The 20,509-nt window shown below is 65.2% G+C and carries 19 protein-coding genes; 8 read left to right on the top strand and 11 right to left on the bottom strand.

Annotated elements, in window-relative coordinates:
* Window positions 1–9: 9 nt before the first annotated feature.
* Both ilvM and ilvG read right to left on the bottom strand, forming a co-directional pair.
* Complete coding sequence (ilvM, locus tag KW825_RS14665) at window positions 10–258, bottom strand: acetolactate synthase 2 small subunit (protein ID WP_033129032.1); 249 nt, start codon at window positions 256–258, stop codon at window positions 10–12.
* Window positions 255–1,901 carry an acetolactate synthase 2 catalytic subunit gene (gene ilvG / locus KW825_RS14660; protein ID WP_218329626.1) on the bottom strand — a complete coding sequence of 549 codons (1,647 nt, stop codon included), beginning with the start codon at window positions 1,899–1,901 and terminating at the stop codon, window positions 255–257. Before ilvG ends, ilvM begins: the two co-directional genes overlap by 4 nt.
* A 383-nt stretch (window positions 1,902–2,284) precedes the next feature.
* Here ilvG and KW825_RS14655 point away from each other — a divergent pair, with 383 nt between their 5' ends.
* The 3 genes from KW825_RS14655 to KW825_RS14645 all read left to right on the top strand — a co-directional run bounded on the left by KW825_RS14655 (window position 2,285) and on the right by KW825_RS14645 (window position 5,799).
* Window positions 2,285–3,799, top strand: a complete 1,515-nt coding sequence (locus KW825_RS14655; RefSeq protein WP_218329625.1) for a YifB family Mg chelatase-like AAA ATPase — start codon at window positions 2,285–2,287, stop codon at window positions 3,797–3,799.
* Window positions 3,800–3,936: 137 nt separating this feature from the next.
* On the top strand, window positions 3,937–4,836 hold the full coding sequence (locus tag KW825_RS14650) for an acyltransferase (RefSeq protein ID WP_218329624.1): 900 nt from the start codon (window positions 3,937–3,939) through the stop codon (window positions 4,834–4,836).
* Window positions 4,837–4,845: 9 nt separating this feature from the next.
* Entirely contained in the window at window positions 4,846–5,799 is a 954-nt protein-coding gene (locus tag KW825_RS14645) for an acyltransferase (RefSeq protein ID WP_218329623.1), read from the top strand.
* Here the strand turns inward: KW825_RS14645 and KW825_RS14640 are convergent.
* The gene (locus KW825_RS14640; RefSeq protein ID WP_218329622.1) at window positions 5,745–6,227 is read right to left on the bottom strand and encodes a DUF523 domain-containing protein; all 483 of its coding nucleotides are present in this window, start codon (window positions 6,225–6,227) and stop codon (window positions 5,745–5,747) included. The genes KW825_RS14645 and KW825_RS14640 overlap by 55 nt on opposite strands.
* Window positions 6,224–6,874 (bottom strand): DNA mismatch repair protein MutT, encoded by a 651-nt coding sequence (locus KW825_RS14635; protein ID WP_218329621.1) that lies wholly within the window; start codon window positions 6,872–6,874, stop codon window positions 6,224–6,226. The genes KW825_RS14640 and KW825_RS14635 overlap by 4 nt, the downstream gene beginning before the upstream one ends.
* A 74-nt stretch (window positions 6,875–6,948) precedes the next feature.
* On the opposite strand from KW825_RS14635, the gene KW825_RS14630 reads away from it, so the two are divergent.
* From KW825_RS14630 to phnE, 5 genes are all read left to right on the top strand, one after another.
* Window positions 6,949–7,584, top strand: coding sequence for a nicotinamidase (locus KW825_RS14630; RefSeq protein WP_218329620.1), 636 nt, complete (start codon window positions 6,949–6,951; stop codon window positions 7,582–7,584).
* A gap of 201 nt (window positions 7,585–7,785) precedes the next feature.
* On the top strand, window positions 7,786–8,964 hold the full coding sequence (pncB, locus tag KW825_RS14625; RefSeq protein WP_218329619.1) for a nicotinate phosphoribosyltransferase: 1,179 nt from the start codon (window positions 7,786–7,788) through the stop codon (window positions 8,962–8,964).
* A 123-nt stretch (window positions 8,965–9,087) separates the two neighbouring features.
* The gene (locus KW825_RS14620) at window positions 9,088–9,933 is read left to right on the top strand and encodes a putative selenate ABC transporter substrate-binding protein (protein WP_218329618.1); all 846 of its coding nucleotides are present in this window, start codon (window positions 9,088–9,090) and stop codon (window positions 9,931–9,933) included.
* Entirely contained in the window at window positions 9,930–10,691 is a 762-nt protein-coding gene (locus KW825_RS14615) for an ATP-binding cassette domain-containing protein (protein WP_218329617.1), read from the top strand. The genes KW825_RS14620 and KW825_RS14615 overlap by 4 nt, the downstream gene beginning before the upstream one ends.
* Complete coding sequence (gene phnE / locus KW825_RS14610) at window positions 10,688–12,226, top strand: phosphonate ABC transporter, permease protein PhnE (RefSeq protein WP_256353873.1); 1,539 nt, start codon at window positions 10,688–10,690, stop codon at window positions 12,224–12,226. The genes KW825_RS14615 and phnE overlap by 4 nt, the downstream gene beginning before the upstream one ends.
* Before the next feature lie 103 nt (window positions 12,227–12,329).
* Here phnE and KW825_RS14605 read toward each other — a convergent pair whose 3' ends face one another.
* From KW825_RS14605 to KW825_RS14575, 7 genes are all read right to left on the bottom strand, one after another.
* Window positions 12,330–12,938 (bottom strand): thiol:disulfide interchange protein DsbA/DsbL, encoded by a 609-nt coding sequence (locus tag KW825_RS14605; RefSeq protein ID WP_042654443.1) that lies wholly within the window; start codon window positions 12,936–12,938, stop codon window positions 12,330–12,332.
* A gap of 233 nt (window positions 12,939–13,171) precedes the next feature.
* Window positions 13,172–14,161: a serine/threonine protein kinase gene (locus KW825_RS14600; RefSeq protein ID WP_218329615.1), complete on the bottom strand. Its 990-nt coding sequence runs from the start codon at window positions 14,159–14,161 to the stop codon at window positions 13,172–13,174.
* 143 nt (window positions 14,162–14,304) lie between these two features.
* Window positions 14,305–15,753, bottom strand: coding sequence for a cytochrome c oxidase accessory protein CcoG (gene ccoG / locus KW825_RS14595; protein WP_218329614.1), 1,449 nt, complete (start codon window positions 15,751–15,753; stop codon window positions 14,305–14,307).
* A 196-nt stretch (window positions 15,754–15,949) separates the two neighbouring features.
* The gene (locus KW825_RS14590; protein ID WP_042654446.1) at window positions 15,950–16,213 is read right to left on the bottom strand and encodes a YihD family protein; all 264 of its coding nucleotides are present in this window, start codon (window positions 16,211–16,213) and stop codon (window positions 15,950–15,952) included.
* A gap of 31 nt (window positions 16,214–16,244) precedes the next feature.
* The gene (locus tag KW825_RS14585) at window positions 16,245–17,399 is read right to left on the bottom strand and encodes a diguanylate cyclase (protein WP_042654447.1); all 1,155 of its coding nucleotides are present in this window, start codon (window positions 17,397–17,399) and stop codon (window positions 16,245–16,247) included.
* Window positions 17,400–17,582: 183 nt separating this feature from the next.
* Window positions 17,583–17,972 (bottom strand): Cu(I)-responsive transcriptional regulator, encoded by a 390-nt coding sequence (cueR, locus tag KW825_RS14580; RefSeq protein ID WP_042654448.1) that lies wholly within the window; start codon window positions 17,970–17,972, stop codon window positions 17,583–17,585.
* 19 nt (window positions 17,973–17,991) lie between these two features.
* Window positions 17,992–20,382 (bottom strand): heavy metal translocating P-type ATPase, encoded by a 2,391-nt coding sequence (locus KW825_RS14575; protein ID WP_218329613.1) that lies wholly within the window; start codon window positions 20,380–20,382, stop codon window positions 17,992–17,994.
* Window positions 20,383–20,509 lie beyond the last annotated feature (127 nt).

Here is a 20,509-nt window from a genome sequence, read left to right as displayed (position 1 = left end):
CTTTGCTCCTTAAGCGCTGATCCGGGGCTGCTGTTCCAGTGCATCGACCCGGGAGACGTCCACCAGCTTGACCAGCTGGCTCCACAACTGCTGGATGGGACGCACCGACTCGACAGTAACCGTGATCCGCAGCTGTTGGCAATCCTGCTCCATATTGAGGGCGCAGAGCGCGAAGCCGCGGTGGCGCACCACCCGCAGCACCCGCTCCATCACTTCGGGTCTCGGCTGGGCGTGAATATGCAATGTGTGCTGGTTCATGGGCGTTGCTCCATCATCTTGTGGTTGGCGACTCCTGGTGGCACCAGGGGCCAGACGTTTTCTTCCTCTGAAATCGCGACATGCAGCAGGTAGGCGCTCTCGCTCGCCAGCAGACGGCCCAGTGCCGGCGCTATCTCCGCCTTGCGGCTGATGGTCTCGCCGGGGATGCCGAAGGCGGCGGCCAGGGCGATGAAGTCCGGGTTGTCCGAGAGTATGGTCTCGCTGTAGCGGCCGTCGAAGAACAGCTCCTGCCACTGGCGCACCATGCCGAGACGCTGGTTGTCGATCAGCACCATTTTCACCTTGAGCTGGGCGCGGCGTATGGTGCCGAGCTCCTGCACGTTCATCATGAAGGAGCCGTCACCGCTCACCAGCACCACCTCGTCATCCGGCCGCGACATCTTGGCGCCGATGGCGGCGGGCAGGCCGAAGCCCATGGTGCCGAGGCCGGCGCTGGAGAGATGGTTGCGCGGGCTGGTGAAGCGCATGTGCTGGGCTACCCACATCTGGTGCTGGCCCACATCGCAGGCCACCACGCTGCTCTCGGGCAGACGCTCGGAGAGCTGCTTGAGCAGGGCCGGGGCGTAGATGGGCTGGCCGGGGTGGTCGTAGCGAAACGCATATTCCCGTGCCATGGCGGCGCAGTGCTCACGCCAGGGGGCGATGTCGAGGGCCATGGCCAGCGCCGGCAGCACCAGCCTCAGATCCGTGGTGATGCCCACCTCGGCGGCGCGGCGCTTGCCGAACTCGGCGGCGTCCACGTCCAGATGGACCACCCTGGCGTGGGGGGCGAACTCGTCCAGCTTGCCGGTCACCCGATCATCGAAACGGGCGCCCACCACCAGCAGCAGATCACACTGCTGCACCGCGTAGTTGGCGGCCTTGGTGCCGTGCATGCCGAGCATGCCGAGATAGACGGGGCTGTCGGGATCCAGCGCCCCTATCCCCTTGAGGGTGGTGACCGCCGGCATGCCGCTGGTGGCGGCAAACTCGCGCAGCTCGGCCTCGGCATTGGCCATGCCGACCCCGCCCCCGACGTAGAGCACGGGGCGCTCGGCGGCCGCCAGCAGGGCGCGGGCGGCGCCGATCTCGGCCAGGTTGAGGGCCTCCGGCTCCGCCACCGCAAACAGCGGGCTCAGGGTGGGCACGGCGGCCAGCTGGATATCCTTGGGGAAATCGATGAGCACAGGGCCGGGGCGGCCTTCGGTGGCGATGGCGAAGGCTTCGGCCAGCACCCGCCCCAGATCGGCGGGGTCGGTGACCATGAAGGAGTGCTTGGTGCAAGAGAGGGACATGCCAAGTACATCCACCTCCTGGAAGGCATCGGTGCCCACGGCGGCGCAGGCTACCTGGCCGCTGATGGCCACCAGCGGCACCGAGTCGAGCAGCGCCTCCGCCAGCCCGGTCACCAGGTTGGTGGCACCCGGGCCCGAGGTGGCGATGCAGACCCCCACCCGGCCGGAGGCGCGGGCATAGCCCACCGCCGCCATGGCGGCGCCCTGCTCGTGGCGGCAGAGCTGATGGGCCAGACCACCGTCATACAGGGCATCGTAGACCGGCATGATGGCCCCGCCCGGGTAACCAAACACCTGGGTCACACCCTGTTTCTTGAGAGCCTGTACCAAAAACTGCGCGCCGTTCATGTGGAAATCCTGTCCTTTGGTCGAAAAAAAACCCCCGAGCCGTGAGGCTCGGGGGTCGCTTGTTTCGTTCTGTCCGGTGGTGGGTCTATCCCTTGTTCCGTGCAGCTAAACGAGCCCCGAGCGGTGAGATAATAATCACCACTAGGACCACAATAATGCTGACGAAACGGGAGGCCATGTTCATAGTTACAACCGGAAATCCTGTGAAATAGGGGCGGTTTGCACCGCGAATGGCTATTAGAACTAGCACGGTGATTTTTATTGGGCAAGCGTTTTTTAGCTGACAAGACTCTGATTTCAAGCGCGCCGACGGCCTCTGGCTGGCACAAAAAACTAATAAAAAACGGTTAACCAGCACATACATCAAACCAAGGACGGGATTTATGTCATTAGCTGTGGTTTATAGCCGTGCCAGCCTGGGGATCGCGGCGCCGCAAGTCACGGTAGAAGTCCATTTATCCAACGGGCTGCCCGCCTTCAACATGGTGGGATTACCGGAAACCTCGGTGAAGGAGTCGCGGGATCGGGTGCGCAGCGCCCTGCTCAACGGCAACTTCGAGTTCCCGAGCAAGCACATCACGGTCAACCTGGCCCCCGCCGATCTGCCCAAGGAGGGGGGCCGTTTCGATCTGGCCATCGCCATCGGCATTCTCGCCGCTTCCAAGCAGATACCGGCAAAATACCTGCTCGATCATGAATTTTTGGGGGAACTGGCCCTGACCGGCGAGATCCGCCCCGTACTCGGGGTCTTGCCCGCCGTGCTCGCCTGCCGCGATGCGGGCCGCACCCTGCTGGTGCCGCGGGAGAACGGCCCCGAGGCCTCGCTCATCCAGGATGCGGAGGTGCGCACCGCCCACCAGCTGCTGGCGGTGACCGCCTGGCTGGCGGGCCAGTATGAGCTGCCACTGCCGGAGCCCCAGAGGACGGAGACACTGCCAGACGTGCCGGATCTGCAGGATGTGATCGGCCAGTCCCAGGCCAAGCGGGCGCTGGAGATCGCCGCCGCCGGCAGCCACAACCTGCTGTTCATAGGCCCCCCCGGCACCGGCAAGAGCATGCTGGCGAGCCGCCTGCCCGGCATCTTGCCGCCGCTCAGCGAGCAGGAGGCGCAGCAGACCGCCGCCATCCACTCCATCGGCGGACTCACTCCCCGGGTCGGCCACTGGCACCACAGGCCCTATCGCACGCCCCATCACAGCGCCTCGGCGGTGGCCCTGGTGGGGGGAGGCAGCCACCCGAGACCCGGCGAGATCTCGCTGGCCCACAACGGAGTGCTGTTTCTCGACGAACTGCCGGAGTTCGAGCGCAAGGTGCTCGACTCCCTGCGCGAGCCGCTGGAGACCGGCCACATCACCATCAGCCGGGCCGCGCGCCAGGTGAACTTCCCCGCCCGCTTCCAGCTGATTGGCGCCATGAATCCCAGCCCCTGCGGTCACTATGGGGACGGCCAGACCCGCTCCAGCCCGGATCAGATCCTGCGCTATCTCGGCAAGCTCTCCGGCCCTTTCCTCGATCGCTTCGATCTGACGGTGGAGGTGCCGCTGCTGCCCAAGGGCAGCCTTACCGGCAAGGCGGAGCGCGGTGAGCCGAGCCGCCAGATCCGGGAGCGGGTGCTGGCGGCGCGGGAGCGGATGCTGAGCCGCAATGGCAAGCTCAACAACCTGCTGGATAGCCGCGAGATCGAAGATATTTGCCGACTATCGGCGCAAGATGCCGAGTTTCTGGAGAGCGCCATTCAGAAACTCGGACTCAGCATCCGGGCCTGGCACCGCATACTGAGGGTGTCGCGCACCATAGCGGATCTGGCGGGCCGGCCCGCCATCGAGAAGGAACACCTGATCGAGGCGCTCGGCTACAGGGCCATGGATCGGCTGCTCTCCCGCCTGCGCAGCGGCTGAATGACTGGGATTATGGAAAAGTGAGTCCTATGTGGTCCATGGCTGTCAGACATGGTTTAGCGCGCCATCGGCTGATATTATGGCCACAGATCTGACCACTTGCTGGTCATCCACAGACAAGAAGACGGACTCGATTCATGCAAAACAAGCTGATAGAGCGACTGCGCGGCAGCCTCTCGACCCTGCTCTATTTCCTCAATACCCTGTTCTGGTTTGTCCCCATACTGCTGCTCGGCCTGATCAAGCTGCTGCTGCCGATCAGGGGCTGGCGTACCCTCTGCAACGCCCTGCTGGATGGCTGCGCCAGCTGCTGGATAGGTTTCAACAATCTGATCCAGAAAGTCATCATCAGAACCACTTTTGAGGTGGTCGGAGTGGACAAAGGGCGCCGGAATGAGTGGTATATGGTGATTGCCAACCATCAATCCTGGGTCGACATACTGGTATTGCAGCGGATTTTTAATCAGAAAATCCCCTTCCTGAAGTTTTTCCTCAAGAAAGAACTGATTTGGGTACCTTTTCTCGGTCTGGCCTGGTGGGCGCTGGATTTCCCCTTCATGCGACGTTATTCCCGGAAATTTCTGGAAAAACGCCCTCATCTGAAGGGAAAGGACATAGAAACAACCCGTAAGGCCTGTGCCAAGTTCCGCCACATTCCGGTGAGCGTGATGAACTTCGTGGAGGGCACCCGCTTCACCGCCCACAAGCATGACAAGCAGGCCGCCCCCTATCGCCATCTGCTGCACCCGAGGGCGGGCGGGGTCGCCTTTACCCTGGCGGCCATGGGGGATCAACTGCACCAGCTGGTGGATGTGACCATCGCCTATCCGGGCGGCATCCCCAGTTACTGGGACTTCATGTGCGGGCGGGTCAGGGAAATCAAGGTTCGGGTGCGCTATCTGCCGATCGAACGCAATCTGGTGGGGGATTACTTCAATGACCCCGAGTTCCAACAAGAGTTTCAACAGTGGTTGAACGGGATCTGGCACGAGAAGGATCAGACCCTGAGCCAACTGCTGGCGGACGAGACACAGTAAACGACACCCATGCTCACCTTTCTTCCCGGCCCGCTGGTGCTGCTCATCAGCGCCAGCCTGACCATATTGTTCATCATCCTGGTCTCCAGCCTGATCCTGCTGGTGTCGCTGATCAAGCTGTTGCCGATCCCGGGCCTCAGCCACGCCTGCAGCCGGATCAACAACGGCATCATGCGCTTCTGGCTGAGCTGCAACGCCCTGGTGATCCGCCTCACCACCCGCATCGAGTGGCAGATCGAAGACGACACCCGGTTGCGCAAGGATGGCTGGTATCTGATCGTCAGCAACCACCTGAGCTGGACCGACATAGTGGTGCTGGGCCATCTGTTCAGGGACCGGCTGCCGGTGCCCAAGTTCTTCATGAAGCACGAGCTGATCTACATCCCGCTGATGGGATTGGCCTGCTGGGGGCTGGACATGCCCTTCATGCGCCGCTACTCGCGGGCATTCCTGCTGCGCAACCCGCACCTGCGCGGCAAGGACATAGAGACCACCCGCAACGCCTGCGAGAAGTTTCGCCACATCCCCACCACCGTCATCAACTTCGTGGAAGGCACCCGTTTCACCGAGTCCAAGCGGGATGCGGTGCACTCAGCCTACCGTCACCTGATGCCGCCCAAGGCGGCGGGGCTGGCCTTCACCCTGGCCGCCATGGGGGAGCAGTTCGACAGCCTGATCAACGTCACCATCAGCTATCCGGACAACGCCGAGACCCCGTTCAAGGACTTCCTGATGGGGCGGATGAAGCGCATTCGGGTGCGCATCGAGGAGCTGCCCGTCGATGAGCCGCTGGTGGGGGATTACTTCAACGACAAGCAGTTCAAGCGGGGCTTCCAGCAGTGGCTGAACCAGCGCTGGCAGGAGAAAGACAGGGTGCTGGCGCAGTGGCAGGAGACCGATGCGGCGGCTCAGGTCGAGGCGGTGATCGCCAAGGTGAGCGCCGAGGCCAGCTCGGGCAGCTGATCCTCCGAGAAGACTCTGATGCCGTGGCGCCGCAGCAGGGCCGTGGTCTTGCCCTCACCCGCCACCGAAACTCCCTCGAAGCGGCCGTTGTAGATGCGGCCGCTGCCACAGGAGGGACTCCCCTCCTTGAGCAGCGCGAAGCGGATCCCCTGGCTCTGGCAGAGCCGCAACGCCAGTTCGGCACCGCGATCGAATTCGGCGGTCACGTCCAGCCCAGACTGAGTCACCACCAACTCCCCCTGCCGTTCGGCGGGCGGGCGCGGGGTCGGCAGGCCACCGGCCACCTCGGGGCAGAAGGCCAGGGTGCGCCCCTCGGCCCCCAGCGCGCTCAGCCAGTCGCTGAGGATCCCCTTGCTCTGACCGTCGTACCGCACCGGCTGCCCGAGCAGGCAAGCGCTGACCAGCACGCGTAGCGGTTTATGGTTCATGCTTCGGCTCCATTCATCACCTGATCAAACATCACGCAGCAGGGGCTCTCCAGCCGGTAGAGGATGGCGGGGCGCTGCTTGCCGGTGCGCTTGCGGCCGGTATCCACCAGGATATCGGCGCGGTGGATGCGCTTGCGAAACGCCGCCGTGTTCATCGGGGTCTGCAGGATGACCTCGAAGGCGCGCTGCACCTCGGAGAGGGTGAACTCGGGGCCAAGCAGTTGCAGTGGCAGGGTGCTGTAGCGGCTCTTGATGCGCAGCCGCTCCAGCCCCTTGGCGATCAGCTGGCCGTGGTCGAAGGCGAGGCCGATGCCCGGCAAGACAGAGAGCGGATGCCAGCAGCCGCGCACCACCTCCACCTCAGGCTCGACCAGGCACAGGTAGACCAGGGTGGTGGACCAGCCGCGGGGATCCCGCTCCAGATTGCCGAGGGTGCAGACCTGCTCGCTGTAGCAGTGGCCCAGCCCCCACTCCGCCAGCAGGCGATGGCGGGCGGCGTCCAGATCCCGGTCCCGCGTCTCGTCGATGCGCAGCGCGGGCAACTGCCAGCTATGGGCAAAGGGGGGGCGATCGCGGGTCTCGAGGAGCAGCTCGAGCCGCTCCTCGTTCAACCGCAGCACCACCATATCCAGACTCATTCTCGGCATCCTGACTGACCTGCTCGCCTTCCAATAATGTTTGGTAGATAATATCACAAGGATAGTATGTGCAGGAGCCAATCATGGGAACCGTCGCCAGCCTGGATATTGATGCGCAGAAGGGCTTCACCCCCCTCTGCCCGAACGAACTGCCCGTCGCGGGTGGGGATGCAATTGTGGCTGCACTCAACGCCCAGGCAACCCTCGCCAGCCTGCGGGCAGGCAGCAAGGATGCCCATCCCCGCAATGCCGCCTGGGCCGTCTCTGACCCCGCCGACATGCTGCAGCCGCTGGATCTGCCCAACGCCGACCTCAGCTGGCCGGTGCACTGCGTGCCGGGCACCCCGGGCTTCGAGCTGCTGGACGGCCTGCCCGCCCCCATCGATTACGACTTCTTCGTCTGGAAGGGGGTCGAGCCGGATCTGCATCCCTACGGCGCCTGCTTCCACGACCTGGCCGAGCGGCGCAGCACAGGCCTCATCGAGTTTCTGCAGTCCCGCGGCGTCAGCACAGTGCTGGTCGGCGGCCTCGCCACCGACTACTGCGTCAAGACCAGCGTGTTGCAACTGCGCCGGGCCGGCCTGCGGGTGATCGTTCATCTCGACGCCTGCCGTGGCATCAGCCCCGAGACTGTGGCCCAGGCCCGCACCCAGATGATCGAGGCTGGCGCCGAACTGGTCCAGACCCTGACCGATGTACAACGCCTGCTGGACGCCTGACATGCCGCCGATCCTCACCCGCCAAGCCGATACCGGCGCCTGCAACTTTTCCATGCGGCAGGGGCGAGCCAGCGCGCTCACCCGCCTGCGAGGAGTCTGATATGCCTCCTATCCTCACCAGCCTGCTCGACACCGATGCCTGCAAATTACCTATGCGGCAGGGGAACGTCATCGCGCTCACCAGCCTGCGGGGAGTCTGATATGCCGCCGATTCTCACCAGCCTGCTCGACACCGACGCCTACAAGCTGCACATGCAGCAGGCCGTGTTCCATCGCTATCCGGATGCCGAGGTGGTGGCCGAGTTCCACAGCCGCAATGAAGAGGATCTGCTGCCCATGATGGGCCAGATCGAGGAGCAGCTGCGCCTCGCCGGCTCCCTGCGGCTGACCAAGCCCGAACTCGACTTCCTGGCCGAGCGTCCCTTCTTCACCGCCGATTACCTCGATCACCTGCGCCGCAAGCCGCTCGACGCCTCCCTGCTGCGGGTGTTCGAGCAGGATGGTCGCATCAATGTGCGGGTCGAGGGCCCCTGGCAGGACGTGATCCTGTGGGAAATCCCTGTGCTCGCCATCATCAGCGAGATGCGCAACCGCTTTCGCTATCCCCAGTTCGGGGTGAGCCAGGCGCTGGATCGGCTGGATCAGAAGATCGACAAGCTGAAGCATGAGCTGAGCCCGGCGGAGATGCAGGATTTCAACCTCATCGACTTCGGCACCCGCCGCCGCTTCTCCCACGCGGTGCAGGACGCCGTGGTGGGCCGTCTCAAGGAGCGCCTGCCGGCATTCAAGGGCACCAGCAACTACCAGCTGGCTCAGAAATACCGGCTGCCGGCGGTGGGCACCCAGGCCCACGAATGGTTCCAGGCCCACCAGCAGCTCGGCTTCCCGCTGGAGCACAGCCAGCGCGCGGCCCTCACCAGCTGGCTGGACGAGTTCACCAACCACCTGGGGATCGCCCTGACCGACTGCATCACCATGGATGCCTTCCTGCGCGACTTCGACTTCGAGCTGGCCAGCCGCTACCAGGGCCTGCGCCACGACTCCGGCGATCCCGTGGTGTGGGGCGAGAAGGCCATCAGCCACTATCAGCGGCTCGGCATAGACCCCAGAGACAAGACGCTGGTGTTCTCCGACGGCCTCAACCTCGACAAGGCGGTGCAGCTGTTCCGCCACTTCCGCGGCCGCATCAACACCAGCTTCGGCATCGGCACCAAGCTCACCTGCGATCTGCCCGGCGTCAGCCCGATGAACATCGTCTTCAAGCTGATGGAGTGCAACGGTGGCCCGGTCGCCAAGATCTCCGACAGCCCGGGCAAGACCCTGTGCCGGGATGCGGACTTCATCCGCAACCTCAAGCAGGCGTTTCACGTCGGGGTGTAAGGTAGCTTTTTAGGGGCGCCGCCTTGTGCATCACGCCGCCGGCGCCCTACCATGATTCACTTGCCAGGTCCGACAGTTGTCGGGCCTTTCTCTTGCCCGAACGACAGACCACAAGGAACTGCCATGACTCGTAAATGGATGTTTGCCCTCACCACCCTGCTCGCCAGCCTGGGCGCCACCGCCGCCGAGCCGCTGCGCGTCTCCGCCATTCCGGACGAGGCTCCCACCGAGCTGCAGCGCAAGTTTGCCCCGCTGGGTGACTACCTGGCTGAGCAGACCGGCCGCGAGGTGGTGTTCGTGCCGGTCAACGACTACGCCGCCGTGGTGGAGGCGCTGGCCTCCGGCAAGCTCGACATGGCCTGGCTCGGGGGCTTCACCTACGTGCAGGCCCATCGCCGGGCCGACAAGGTAGTACCGCTGGTACAGCGTCAGGAAGATGCCCAGTTCACCTCCAAATTCATCGCCAACGCGGACAGCGGCATCAAGACCCTGGCCGACACCAAGGGCAAGGACTTCGCGTTCGGTTCCCCCTCCTCCACCTCGGGCCACCTGATGCCGCGCCACTTCCTGGCCGAGCAAGGCATAGTGCCGGAGCGTGACTTCGCCCATGTCGCCTTCTCCGGCGCCCACGACGCCACCGTCGCCTGGGTCGCCTCCGGCAAGGTGCCGGCCGGTGCGCTCAACGCCTCTGTGTGGGACAAGCTGGTGGAAGAGGGCAAGGTCGATACCGCCAAGGTGAAGGTGATCTGGACCACGCCGACCTATTTTGACTACAACTGGACGGTGCGCGGCGACCTGGACCCGGCGCTGCAGGAGAAGATCAAGCAGGCCTTCCTCAAGCTGGATCCCGCCGTTCCGGCCCAGGCCGAGATACTCAAGCTGCAACGGGCCAGCCGCTTCATCGAGACCAAGCCCGAGAACTACCTGGGCATCGAAGCCGCCGCGACCCAGGCCGGCCTGCTGAAGTGATCGCCGTCGCCTTGACAGGGGAAGGACTGCGGCTCGGCCAGAGCCGCATCCTGCACCCGTTCAGCCTGCGGCTGGAGGCGGGTGAGTGCGTCGCCATCATAGGGCCGAGCGGGGCGGGCAAGACCAGCCTGCTGCGCCTGCTCGGCACCGAGCTGCGCGGGGAGGGCAGCCTCAGCCTCTGGGGGCAGGATCCCTGGGCGCTCTCCAGCCACGCCCGCCAACGGCTGCGCAGCCGGATCGGCATGGTCTGGCAACAGCCGCCCCTGCCCGCCTCCCAGCCGGTGCTGACCGCCGTGCTGGCCGGGCGGCTCGGCCAGTGGTCCCTCGGCCGCGCCCTGCTCTCGCTGCTGCGCCCCTGCGACCCCGATGGGGCCAGGGCCGAGCTGGCCCGCCTCGGCCTCGCCGACAAGTGGCAGCAGCGCTGCGGCGAGCTCTCCGGCGGCCAGTTGCAGCGGGTCGGCATAGCCCGGGTGCTCTATCAACAGCCGGACCTGATCCTGGCCGATGAGCCTGTCTCCGCCCTCGATCCCGTGCTCGCCCGCAGCAGCCTGGACGCCTTGCTGGCCCAGGCCCGCGCCCGGGGCAGCACGCTCATCGCCAACCTGCATGCGGTCGAGCTGGCGCTCGAGCGCTTCCCCCGCATCATAGGCCTGCGCGAGGGACGGGTGCAGTTCGACTGCCCCGCCCAGGCGGTCACCCCCGCCATGCTGAGCGCGCTCTACGCCGGCGATGACGAGGTGGATGCGTGCCTGGGCTGACGGACCGCTGGCGCCATCCCCTGCCCTGGCTGCTGGCACTGATCGGCTTCAGCCTGTGGCAGCATGCCGAGGGCTGGCTCGGGCTGTTTGACGGCCAGAGCTGGCGGCAGATGGGCAACTTCCTCGCCACCAGCTGGCCACCCCGCATGGATCAGGACTTTCTCGGCCTGACCCTGAGCGCTGCCCTGGAGAGCCTGGCGGTCGCCACCCTGGGGCTGGCCGGTGCCCTGCTGCTCGGCGTCCCGTTCGCCCTGCTCGGCTCCCGCGCCCTGTCGCTGGCCGAGCTGGGCCCCATTCCCAGCCCGCTGCGCGGTGCCTTGCGGGCCCTCAGCCGGCTGATCGCCATCCTGCTGCGCAGCCTGCCCGAGCTCATCTGGGCGCTGCTGTTCGTGCGGCTGTCCGGGCTCGGGCCCCTGGCCGCCATCCTGGCCATCACCGTCAGCTACGGCGGCATGCTGGCCAAGGTCTACAACGAGATCATGGAGAGCGGCGCCCTGCAACCGGCCCGCGCCCTGCTGCTCAGTGGCAGCGGCCGCCTGCAGGCGCTCTGGTATGGAGTGCTGCCCGCGGTACGCCAGGAGCTGCTCTCCTACACCGTCTCTCGCTGGGAGTGCGCCCTGCGCGCCTCCGTCATCATGGGCTTCGTCGGCGCCGGCGGGCTCGGCCAGCAGCTCGAACTCTCCCTGCGCATGTTTGCCGGCGGCGAGGTGGTGACCCTGCTGCTGGCCTTCATCCTGCTGGTGAGCCTGGCCGACGGCCTCAGCGCCTGGCTGCGCCACAGCCGCTCCCCCGGGCTGCAACTGCTGGCCTGCCTGGGGCTGGCCGGCGCCTTGGCGTTCCACCAGCTCGACTGGCGCATGCTGAGCTTCTCCTTCGGCGGAGTGGGGCAGTTCATCGGCGAGTTTCTGCAGCCGGACTGGTCGACGCCCTTCCTGCTGACGGTGGGTACCGGCCTTCTCGATACGGTGCAGATGGCGCTGCTGAGCACCCTGCTCAGCGCCCTGCTGGCCCTGCCGCTGGCCTGCCTCGCCCGTCACTGCTGGCCGCTGCGGCTGCTGTTCAACCTGCTGCGCTCCGTGCCCGAGCTCATCTTCGCCAGCCTGCTGGTGATCGCGGTCGGGTTGGGGCCGGTGGCGGGCATACTGGCGCTGGCGCTGCACACCACCGGGGTGCTGGCGCGGCTGTTCGTGGAGACGCTGGAGAATGCGGATCAGGCCCCTCGCCTCGCCCTGCAGCTGAGCGGCGCCGGTCGCATCGCCAGCTTCTGGTACGGCCTGTTCCCGCTGGTGGCGCGCCAGTGGCTGGCCTACAGCCTCTATCGTGGCGAGATGAACCTGCGCGCAGCCACCATCCTCGGGGTGGTGGGCGCCGGCGGCTTGGGGCAGCAGCTCTATGTGTCCCTGAGCCTGTTCCGTTACGATCAGGCGGCCACCCTGATCCTGGCCATACTGCTGCTGGTCTGGCTGGCGGAGGCCATCAGCCGTCGCACCCGGCTGCCGCGGCCGGCGCCGTCCCAGCGGGACTGCCAGATCTGAATCCGGATTAACCTCCGTCTGCCTTGCCCGCCGAGATGGCCGTAAAAAACAAAAAAGCCCGCCGGTTCGCACCGGCGGGCTTTTTTCATGAGGTCAGGCGGGATCAGTCTTTCTTGGCCAGCAGGTACTTCACCAGCTGGTTGAACTGCTCCTGGGAGGTGATGGATTCAATCTTCACCATGTACTTGCCGTTGACCAGGAAGGCCGGCACACCGCGCACGTTGTAGCTCTCGGTGTTGCGATCGAACTGGGAGACCATGCCGGAGACCGCGAAGCTGTCGACGGCACCGTCGAACTCTTCGGCCGGCACCCCGTTGTCCACGAAGATCTGCTTCACGTCAGCACGGCTCTGCGGCATCTGACGCTGGGTATGGATCTTGTCGAAGATGGCCGGGGTCAGCTTGCCTTCCACGTTCAGCAGGTTGGCGACCGCATAGGCACGCTGCATCTCGGGACCCATCTCGCGACCCAGGAAGGCCACCGGGTTCTTCTTCATCGGCACGCCTTCCGGCAGGTTCTTCTTCAGATCCTCGGCAATCGGCTCGAACTTGGCGCAGTGCGGGCAGAAGTAGGAGAAGAACTCCAGCACTTCCGGTTGGGCGCTGCCGGTCTGGGTGACCACGTCATAGTTGACGCCTTCCTTGAATTCCGGGGCGGCGTGAACCATGGGGATCATCAGCATGGCAGCGAGGAAAAATAGTACTTTTTTCATGACGTTTCCTGTTAAGGGATCACTGTGAGGCACGCCCGGCGAACCGAAGCAGTCCAAGCCTATTGCGTCACCCTCTTGCCGTCAATGCCCAAGGCGAGCCAGGCAGGATCGCCAGCGGGCACGAGGACCCGCAAACGGCATCACCACCCCGGCGACAGCGGCGGCGCTTGCAGGGCGGCGAGCTGATCGTGCTCAGGGATGGCGATCTGCAAACAGCATCCCCATCCCTGGCATCACCACCCCGGCGTCAGTGACAGCGGCGGGGCCTGCAGGGCGGCGAGCTGGTCATGCAGGGTCGCGATCTGCTGGTGCCAGTAGTGATCGGTGCCAAACCAGGGGAAGTGGCGCGGAAACGCCGGATCTTCCCAGCGCCGGGCCAGCCAGGCCATGTAGTGAACGATGCGCATGGCCCGCAGTGGCTCGATCAGCGCCAGCTCCCGCGGGTCGAACTCCATGAACTCCTCGTAGCCGGCCAGCAGGGTATCGAGCTGGATCAGCTGCTCGTTGCGATCCCCGGACAGCAGCATCCACAGATCCTGGATGGCGGGGCCGGTGCGGCAGTCATCGAGATCGACGAACATGGGGCCATCGCGCCACAGTATGTTGCCGGGGTGGCAATCCCCGTGCAGGGAGATCTGGGCCACGTCCAGGGTCATGGCGTCGCAGACATGCCGGATCAGCTCGTCGAGCACCCCGAAGAACTGCTTGGCCAGCCCGCTCGGCACCCACTCACCGGCCGCCAGCAGCTGGCGCGGCTCGTGCAGCATGCTCTCCACGTCCAGCCGGACGCGGTGATGGAAGGGGCGGCTGGCGCCGATGCGGTGGATGCGGCCGAGATAGCGCCCCACCCACTCCAGCTGATCCAGGTTGTCCACCTCGAACTGACGGCCCCCCACGCTCTGCCAGATGGCGAAGGGGTAGCCCTGATGCTCCAGCAGAGTCTCACCGGCGAAGGCGAGCGGCGCCGCCACCGGGATCTCCGCCTCGTTGAGGCGGGCGGAGAAGCCGTGCTCCTCCAGGATCTGGGTCCGGCTCCAGCGACCGGGACGATAGAACTTCACCACGAAGCGGCGGCGATCCTCATCCTGGAACTGGTAGACCCGGTTCTCATAGCTGTTGAGCTCGATGAGGCCGGAATCGATGCGCAGGCCGCTGAGATCGATCGCATCCATGATGAGATCGGGATTGAGGTCGGAATAGTTGAAACGCATGTCATCCACCATGAGAAAGGGGCGCTGTTGCGCCCCATTCTATCCGAGATGGCGGATGAATACCGCCCTCGGCACCGGCCGATACGCTGGCCGGGTTGCACCTGGGCAGGGAACGGCCGCCATGGCGGACCCACTCCGCTCAAGGCCAAGGCCCGTCACAGCCGGCTGATAAACTTGCTGGCCTGGCGCAGGGTGCCCTTGCTGTCGCCCTCTGCCGCCCCTTCCCGCTTCAGCACGAACTGGATGTCCAGGGTCGGTCGCTTCAGGTTGAAGGGGTCCACCGCCACACTCACCGGCAGGGTGAAGATTTCCCCTGGTTTGAGAGTCACCTCGCGCGGGCCGAACCACTGGTGCTCCGGCAGCCCTTCCACGTCCAGCTGATAGGTCTGGGGCTGCAGGGTCTTGTTGAGGATCTTGAGGGTATAGGTGTTCTCAATCAGCCCCTCGCTGTTCTCGCGGAACAGCTGGTTGCGATCCCGCAGTATGTCGAGCCCCATCGGCATGATGGACATGGCGTTGTAGACGAACACCCCCAGCATGATGACCATCACCAGGCCATAGCCGAGCAACTTGGGCCGCGCCACCTGGGTGACGTTGTGGGCCAGCTTGTGCTCGGTGGTGTAGCTGATGAGGCCGGGCGCATAGCCCATCCGATCCATGGTCTGATCGCAGGCATCGACGCAGGCGCCACAGTTGATGCACTCGTACTGCAGGCCGTCGCGGATGTCGATGCCGGTCGGGCAGACCTGCACGCAGAGATCGCAGTCGATGCAGTCCCCCAGCCCCAGCGCCTTGGGATCGGCCTTGCGGCTGCGGGCGCCGCGGGTCTCGCCGCGCTTGCTGTCGTAGCCGACGATGTAGGTGTCCTTGTCGAACATGGCGGACTGGAAGCGGGCGTAGGGGCACATGTGGATGCACATGATGGCGCGCATCCAGCCGGCGTTGCCGTAGGTGCAGGCGGCGAAGAACAGCACCCAGAAGATGACCCAGCCGCTCGCCTGCAGGGTGAAGAATTCCGGTACCAGCTGGAACACATCCTGGAAGTAGGCGACGAAGGTGAGGCCGGTGCCGAGCGACAGCAGGAGCCAGGCCAGATGCTTGGTGCCCTTGCGCGCCAGCTTCTCGCCGCTCCAGGGGGCCGCGTCCAGCTTGCGGCGCTTGTTGGCGGAGCCTTCCAGCTTCTCCTCGAACCAGATGAACATGAAGGTCCACACCGTCTGCGGGCAGAGGTAGCCACACCAGACCCGGCCGAGGAAGGTGGTCACGAAGAAGAGCGCAAAGGCGGCGATCATGAAGACCCAGGCCAGCAGGGTCAGATCCTGCGGCCAGATGGTGGCGCCGAAGATGTGGAACTGCTGGTGTTCGAGATCGAACAGCACCGCCTGGCGGCCGTCGTAGCGCAGCAGGGGCAGGGTGACGAAGAGGGCGACGAAGAACCAGCCCATGGCCTTGCGCACCCGCTGCCAGTAGCCGGTCTGGGATCTCACATAGATGCTGTTACCGGGGTTGAACCTGTCATCGCCGGCTTTGAACGTGTTGGGATTGAAGGTCCCGGTGACATCGCCGGTGACATCCTTGATATCGATCTTGTCCTGGTCGGCCATTTCAACACATAGCTCCACTCATATTGTTATGAAGCCGATTATATCTTAAACAGCCTGCTAATTGTGTGGGTTAAATGTATCTATAGTTCGAGTGTTGTCGCAATTTCGGCTAACAAAAAGAGCCCATAGTCGGTTGACTATGGGCTCTTTTTAGAGATTCTTTTGAAAACCTCATAGCCTGCCGCAGGAGCAAGCTTTACTTGATGCCGCGCGCCTTGAGCAGGGCTTCCTTGAAGTCGGGGACATGATCCTTGGCCAGGCCCGGGATCATCGCCTGCTTGTCGGACTCCCGCATCTTGAGGTGGTAGATCAGCATGTCGTCGGTCAGCTCGGCCAGGGCGCCGTCATAACCGGCCTCTGCCGCCAGTTTGCTGACGAACTGCACCAGGCTGAGATCCTGTTCCTTGATCCAGGCGGGCTGCAGCAGCTCCAGCAGCTCTTCGATACGATGACATTGCATAGACGACCTCTTTAAATCTGTCATGTGAAACTCAGGCAACCTTACCCATCAAGGCTACTTCGATACGATCCCGCCCATTATGCTTGGCCTGATAGAGCGCCGCATCCGCTTTTTGGATCAGCTCTGCGGTCGAGAGGCTGGGATCCGGCACCAGGGTGGCCACCCCGAAGCTGCAACTGACCCGGCCGGAGACCAGGGATTTCTGGTGCGGGATGCCGAGGGAACGCAGGGCCCTGCGCACCTGCTCGGCGATCTGGATGGCCCCCTGCAGGCCGGTGCAGGGCAGCAGCAGGGCAAACTCCTCCCCGCCGTAGCGGGCGGCCAGATCGTCCTCCCGCCGCAGCACCTCGGCCAGCAGGCAGGCCACCTGTTGCAGACAGTCGTCTCCCAGCTGATGGCCGTAGAGATCGTTGAACTGCTTGAAGTAATCCACGTCCACCAGCACCAGGGAGAGGGGCGCCCTGGCCCGCTGGCAGCGACGCCAGGCGCGTGCCAGGGTGTCGTCGAGGTGGGCCCGGTTGGCGATGCCGGTCAGCCCGTCCAGCCGGGAGGTGAGCCTGAGGTGCTCGGACACCGTCTTGAGCTCGGCCACCAGATCCGCGTTGGCGAAGCGGTGATAGAGGGAGGCCACCTGATCCCGCCGCAGGCGGCGCAACAGGGTCGGCAGAAACACGAACAGGTAACCCGCCAGCAGGCAGGAGACGAGGCGTTCCTGCTCGTTGCCGCCCCCCAGCTCGAACAGCATGGCGAGGCCGAGCGGCAGCACGGCGCCATAGAGCGCACGGCGACAGCCGAACAGCATGATGGCGCTGCCGGTGAGGATCAGGCTGGCGAGCATCATCATGGCGGCGCGATAGGTGTCGGGCAGCCGATCCATGTAGAGCAGCACCCCGAGCGCCCAGAGGATGGAGGTGATGGTGACCCCGATGAACAGCTCCCGCTCCAGCACCGGCAAGGGGATCTGCGCCAGCCTTGGCCGGCGCCAGCGCAGGTGCCACCAGCGTGCCAGCAGCAGCAGGCAGATCAGCCCCAGCCAACCCAGCGCCTCCCCGGCCGGCAGATAGTCGTGAAACAGCAGGCTCCAGCCGAGCGCCAACAGCGCCAGACAAGGCAGGCTGAACGAGGCGTGGGCATAGAGTTGGGCCATGATGGCTTGCCGCACCTGGCGTGTGACACTCTGGGTCAACTGGATACTCCCTGTTCAAGAGCCGGGCAGTTTAGCACTCCCCCTTCCAGGCCAACAATCAATTGCCCGCTATTATGCTGCCGCTCAGCCAGCGCGTGGAAAGAAACCCGATCGGCACCGGCTCAGGCCGGGAGACCGCCGGGCCCGCCACGAGCGCGGGGCGACCCGGCAACCCCGGCCAGATCAGCCGCGATCCAGCTCGTCGAGGATGGGGCACTCCGGGCTCTCGTCGCCGTGACAGCAGCCCACCACCTCCTCGAGGGAGGCCAGCATGGCCTGCAGGCCCTGGATGCGGGCCCGCAAGTCGACGATCTTCTCCTGCGCCAGCTTCTTCACCTGGGCGCTGGTCCTGTGCTCGTCCCGGTAGAGTGCCAAGAGCTCCTGGCACTCCTCCAGATTGAAGCCCGTCTCCCGCGCCCGCTTGACGAAGCGCAGCTCCCGCAGCGCCCCGTCGTTATAGCTGCGGTAGCCGTTATCGCTGCGCACGGGCGCCGCGATCAGGCCGATGCTCTCGTAGTAGCGGATGGTCTTGGCGGTCAGGCCGGTGGCCTTGGCAACCTTGCTGATGTTCATCTGTGCCTCCTTAAATGTTCTAATGAGTGCCGGCATGGCTCGCCGCCTTGGGCTGCCAGCGTTTCAGTAACAGGGAATTGCTCAATACGGTGATGCTGCTCAGGGCCATGGCCGCCCCCGCCAGTTCGGGGCTGAGGTAGCCAAACGCAGCCAGCGGAATGCCGACCACGTTGAACACGAAGGCCCAGAACAGGTTCTGCTGTATGGTGCGCCAGGTCGCCGCCGAGATGTCGATGGCGTCGGCCACCAGCCGCGGATCCGATCTCATGAGAGTGATGGAGGCGGTCTCCATCGCCACGTCGGAGCCTGAGCCCATGGCGATCCCCACATCGGCCGCCGCCAGTGCCGGAGCGTCGTTCACCCCGTCCCCGACCATGGCCACCAGGCCGTCGACCTGGGCGCGCAGCGCCTCGACCTTGGCCACCTTGCCGGCGGGCAGCACAGAATCGAAGGCCCCGTCCAACCCCAGCTTGGCGGCGATATAGGCCACGGGGGCCGGCGCATCGCCACTCACCAGCCAGCAGGCGATGCCGCGCTGGCGCAGAGTGGCGATGGCGGCCGGGCTCTCGGGGCGCAGGGTGTCGGCCAGGGCGGCGATGCCAACCGCCACGCCGTCGATGGCGACCCAGACCCGGGTCGCGCCATCGCCGTCCGCCTCATCCTGCTGCGGCATCGAGATCCCGAGCGCGCTCAGCAGGGAGGGGTTGCCGATGGCCACCTCATGACCCGCCACCTTGCCGAGGATGCCGGCACCAACCCGCACCTCCACCTCGTCCGGTTGCGGCAGGGCATCGCCACTGACCGCCTCACGCATGGCCAGCGCCAGCGGGTGTTCACTCGCCTGTTGCAGGGCGGCGGCCAGGCGCAGTTGCGCCGGGGTGCCGCTCCAGCTCGCCAGCACGGGCTTGCCCTGGGTGAGGGTGCCGGTCTTGTCGAATATCAGCGCCTTGATGGCATGGGCTTTTTGCAGGGTATCCACGTCCTTGATCAGGATGCCGTGGCGCGCCGCCACCCCGGTGCCGGTGACGATGGCGGCCGGCGTGGCCAGCCCCAGGGCGCAGGGACAGGCGATCACCAGCACGGCCACCGCCGCCAGCAGCGCCTGGCCGAAGTCGTTGCCGATGGCGTACCACACCAGCAAGGTGAGCAGGGCGATGGCCATCACCACCGGCACGAACACCGCGGAGACCTTGTCCACCAGCTGTTGCAACGGGGCCTTGCCCATCTGGGCACTCTCCACCAGGGCAATGATCTTGCTGAGGCTGGAGTCTTCCCCCACTGTGGTGGCCTCGATCTCCAGCACGCCGGAGCGGTTGATGGCACCGCCCAGCACGGCATCCTCCAGTGCGCGCAGCACCGGCAGGCTCTCGCCGGTGAGGATGGATTCATCCAGCTCGCTCTCGCCGCTGGTGATCTTGCCATCCACCGGCACCCGTTCACCGACCAGCACCCGCAGCCGATCGCCGCGCAGCACCTCGTCGACAGAGAGGCTCTGCCACCCCTCGCCGCGCCAGACGGTGGCGGTCTCGGGACGCAGCGCCATCAGCTCGCGAATGGCGGACTGGGTGCTGCGCCGGGCGCGCGCCTCCAGCAACTTCCCTAACGAGATCAGGGTGATGATGATGGCACTCGCCTCGAAGTAGAGCTTGCCGCTGGCGGCCGCCCCCAGGGTCAGCAACAGGTAGAGACTGTAGAAGTAGGCGGCGCTGGTACCGGTCGCCACCAGCACATCCATGTTGGCGGAGCGGTTCTTGAGGGCCAGCCAGGCGCCGCGATAGAAGCGGGCCCCGATCCAGAACTGCACCGGGGTGGCGAGCGCCAGCTCCAGCCAGGCCGGCAGATGCCAGGGCAGCAGCCCGGCCATGGCGACCATCCCCACCAGCAGCGGCAGCGTCAGCAGGGCCGAGACAACCACCTGGATCAAGGCCTTGTGGGCGATGGCCGCCTCCTGCGCCTCACGCTCCTGCAACTGCTGACGGCGGGCGCTGGCACTGCCTTGTGCCAGCCGGGCACCGAAGCCGAGCGCCTCGATCTGCCCACGCAGCGAGGCCGGCGTCTGCGCCCCCGGCACCAGGGTGATGCGGGCCTGCTCGAGGGAGAAGTTCACGTCAGCCGAGAGGACACCCGGCAAGGCGGTCAGCATCTTGCCGAGCCGGGCCGAGCAACCGGCACAGGTCATGCCGCTGATCTGGAACGACAACGACTCGCTGCCATAGCCGTAGCCCTGCGCCTCTATGCTGTCCAGCACCTCGGGCAGCCGGGCATCCTGGCTCAGTTCGATGGCCGCCTGCTCCAGCGCGAAGTTGACGGTGGCCTGCACCCCGTCGAGCTTGTTGAGGGCGGTGCTGATCCGGCTGGCGCAGTTCGCGCAGCTCATGCCGCTGATGGGAAGTTGAATATGCATGGTCATGACAATCCTCCTCGGATAGACCAGCAAACCTTAACCTTTACAGTAAGGGTAAGCTCAAGCGACCGCACTCACTTTTTGCTCGCATAAAAAACGGCGCCAAAAGGCGCCGCATTTAACACTCCGGAGA

Origin of the sequence: Aeromonas sp. sif2433, from assembly GCF_019218705.1 — a bacterium.
Classification (GTDB): Bacteria; Pseudomonadota; Gammaproteobacteria; order Enterobacterales; family Aeromonadaceae; genus Aeromonas; species Aeromonas encheleia.
The sequence above is the reverse complement of the archived record's forward strand: the minus strand, read 5'-3'. Positions and strand labels throughout refer to the sequence as shown.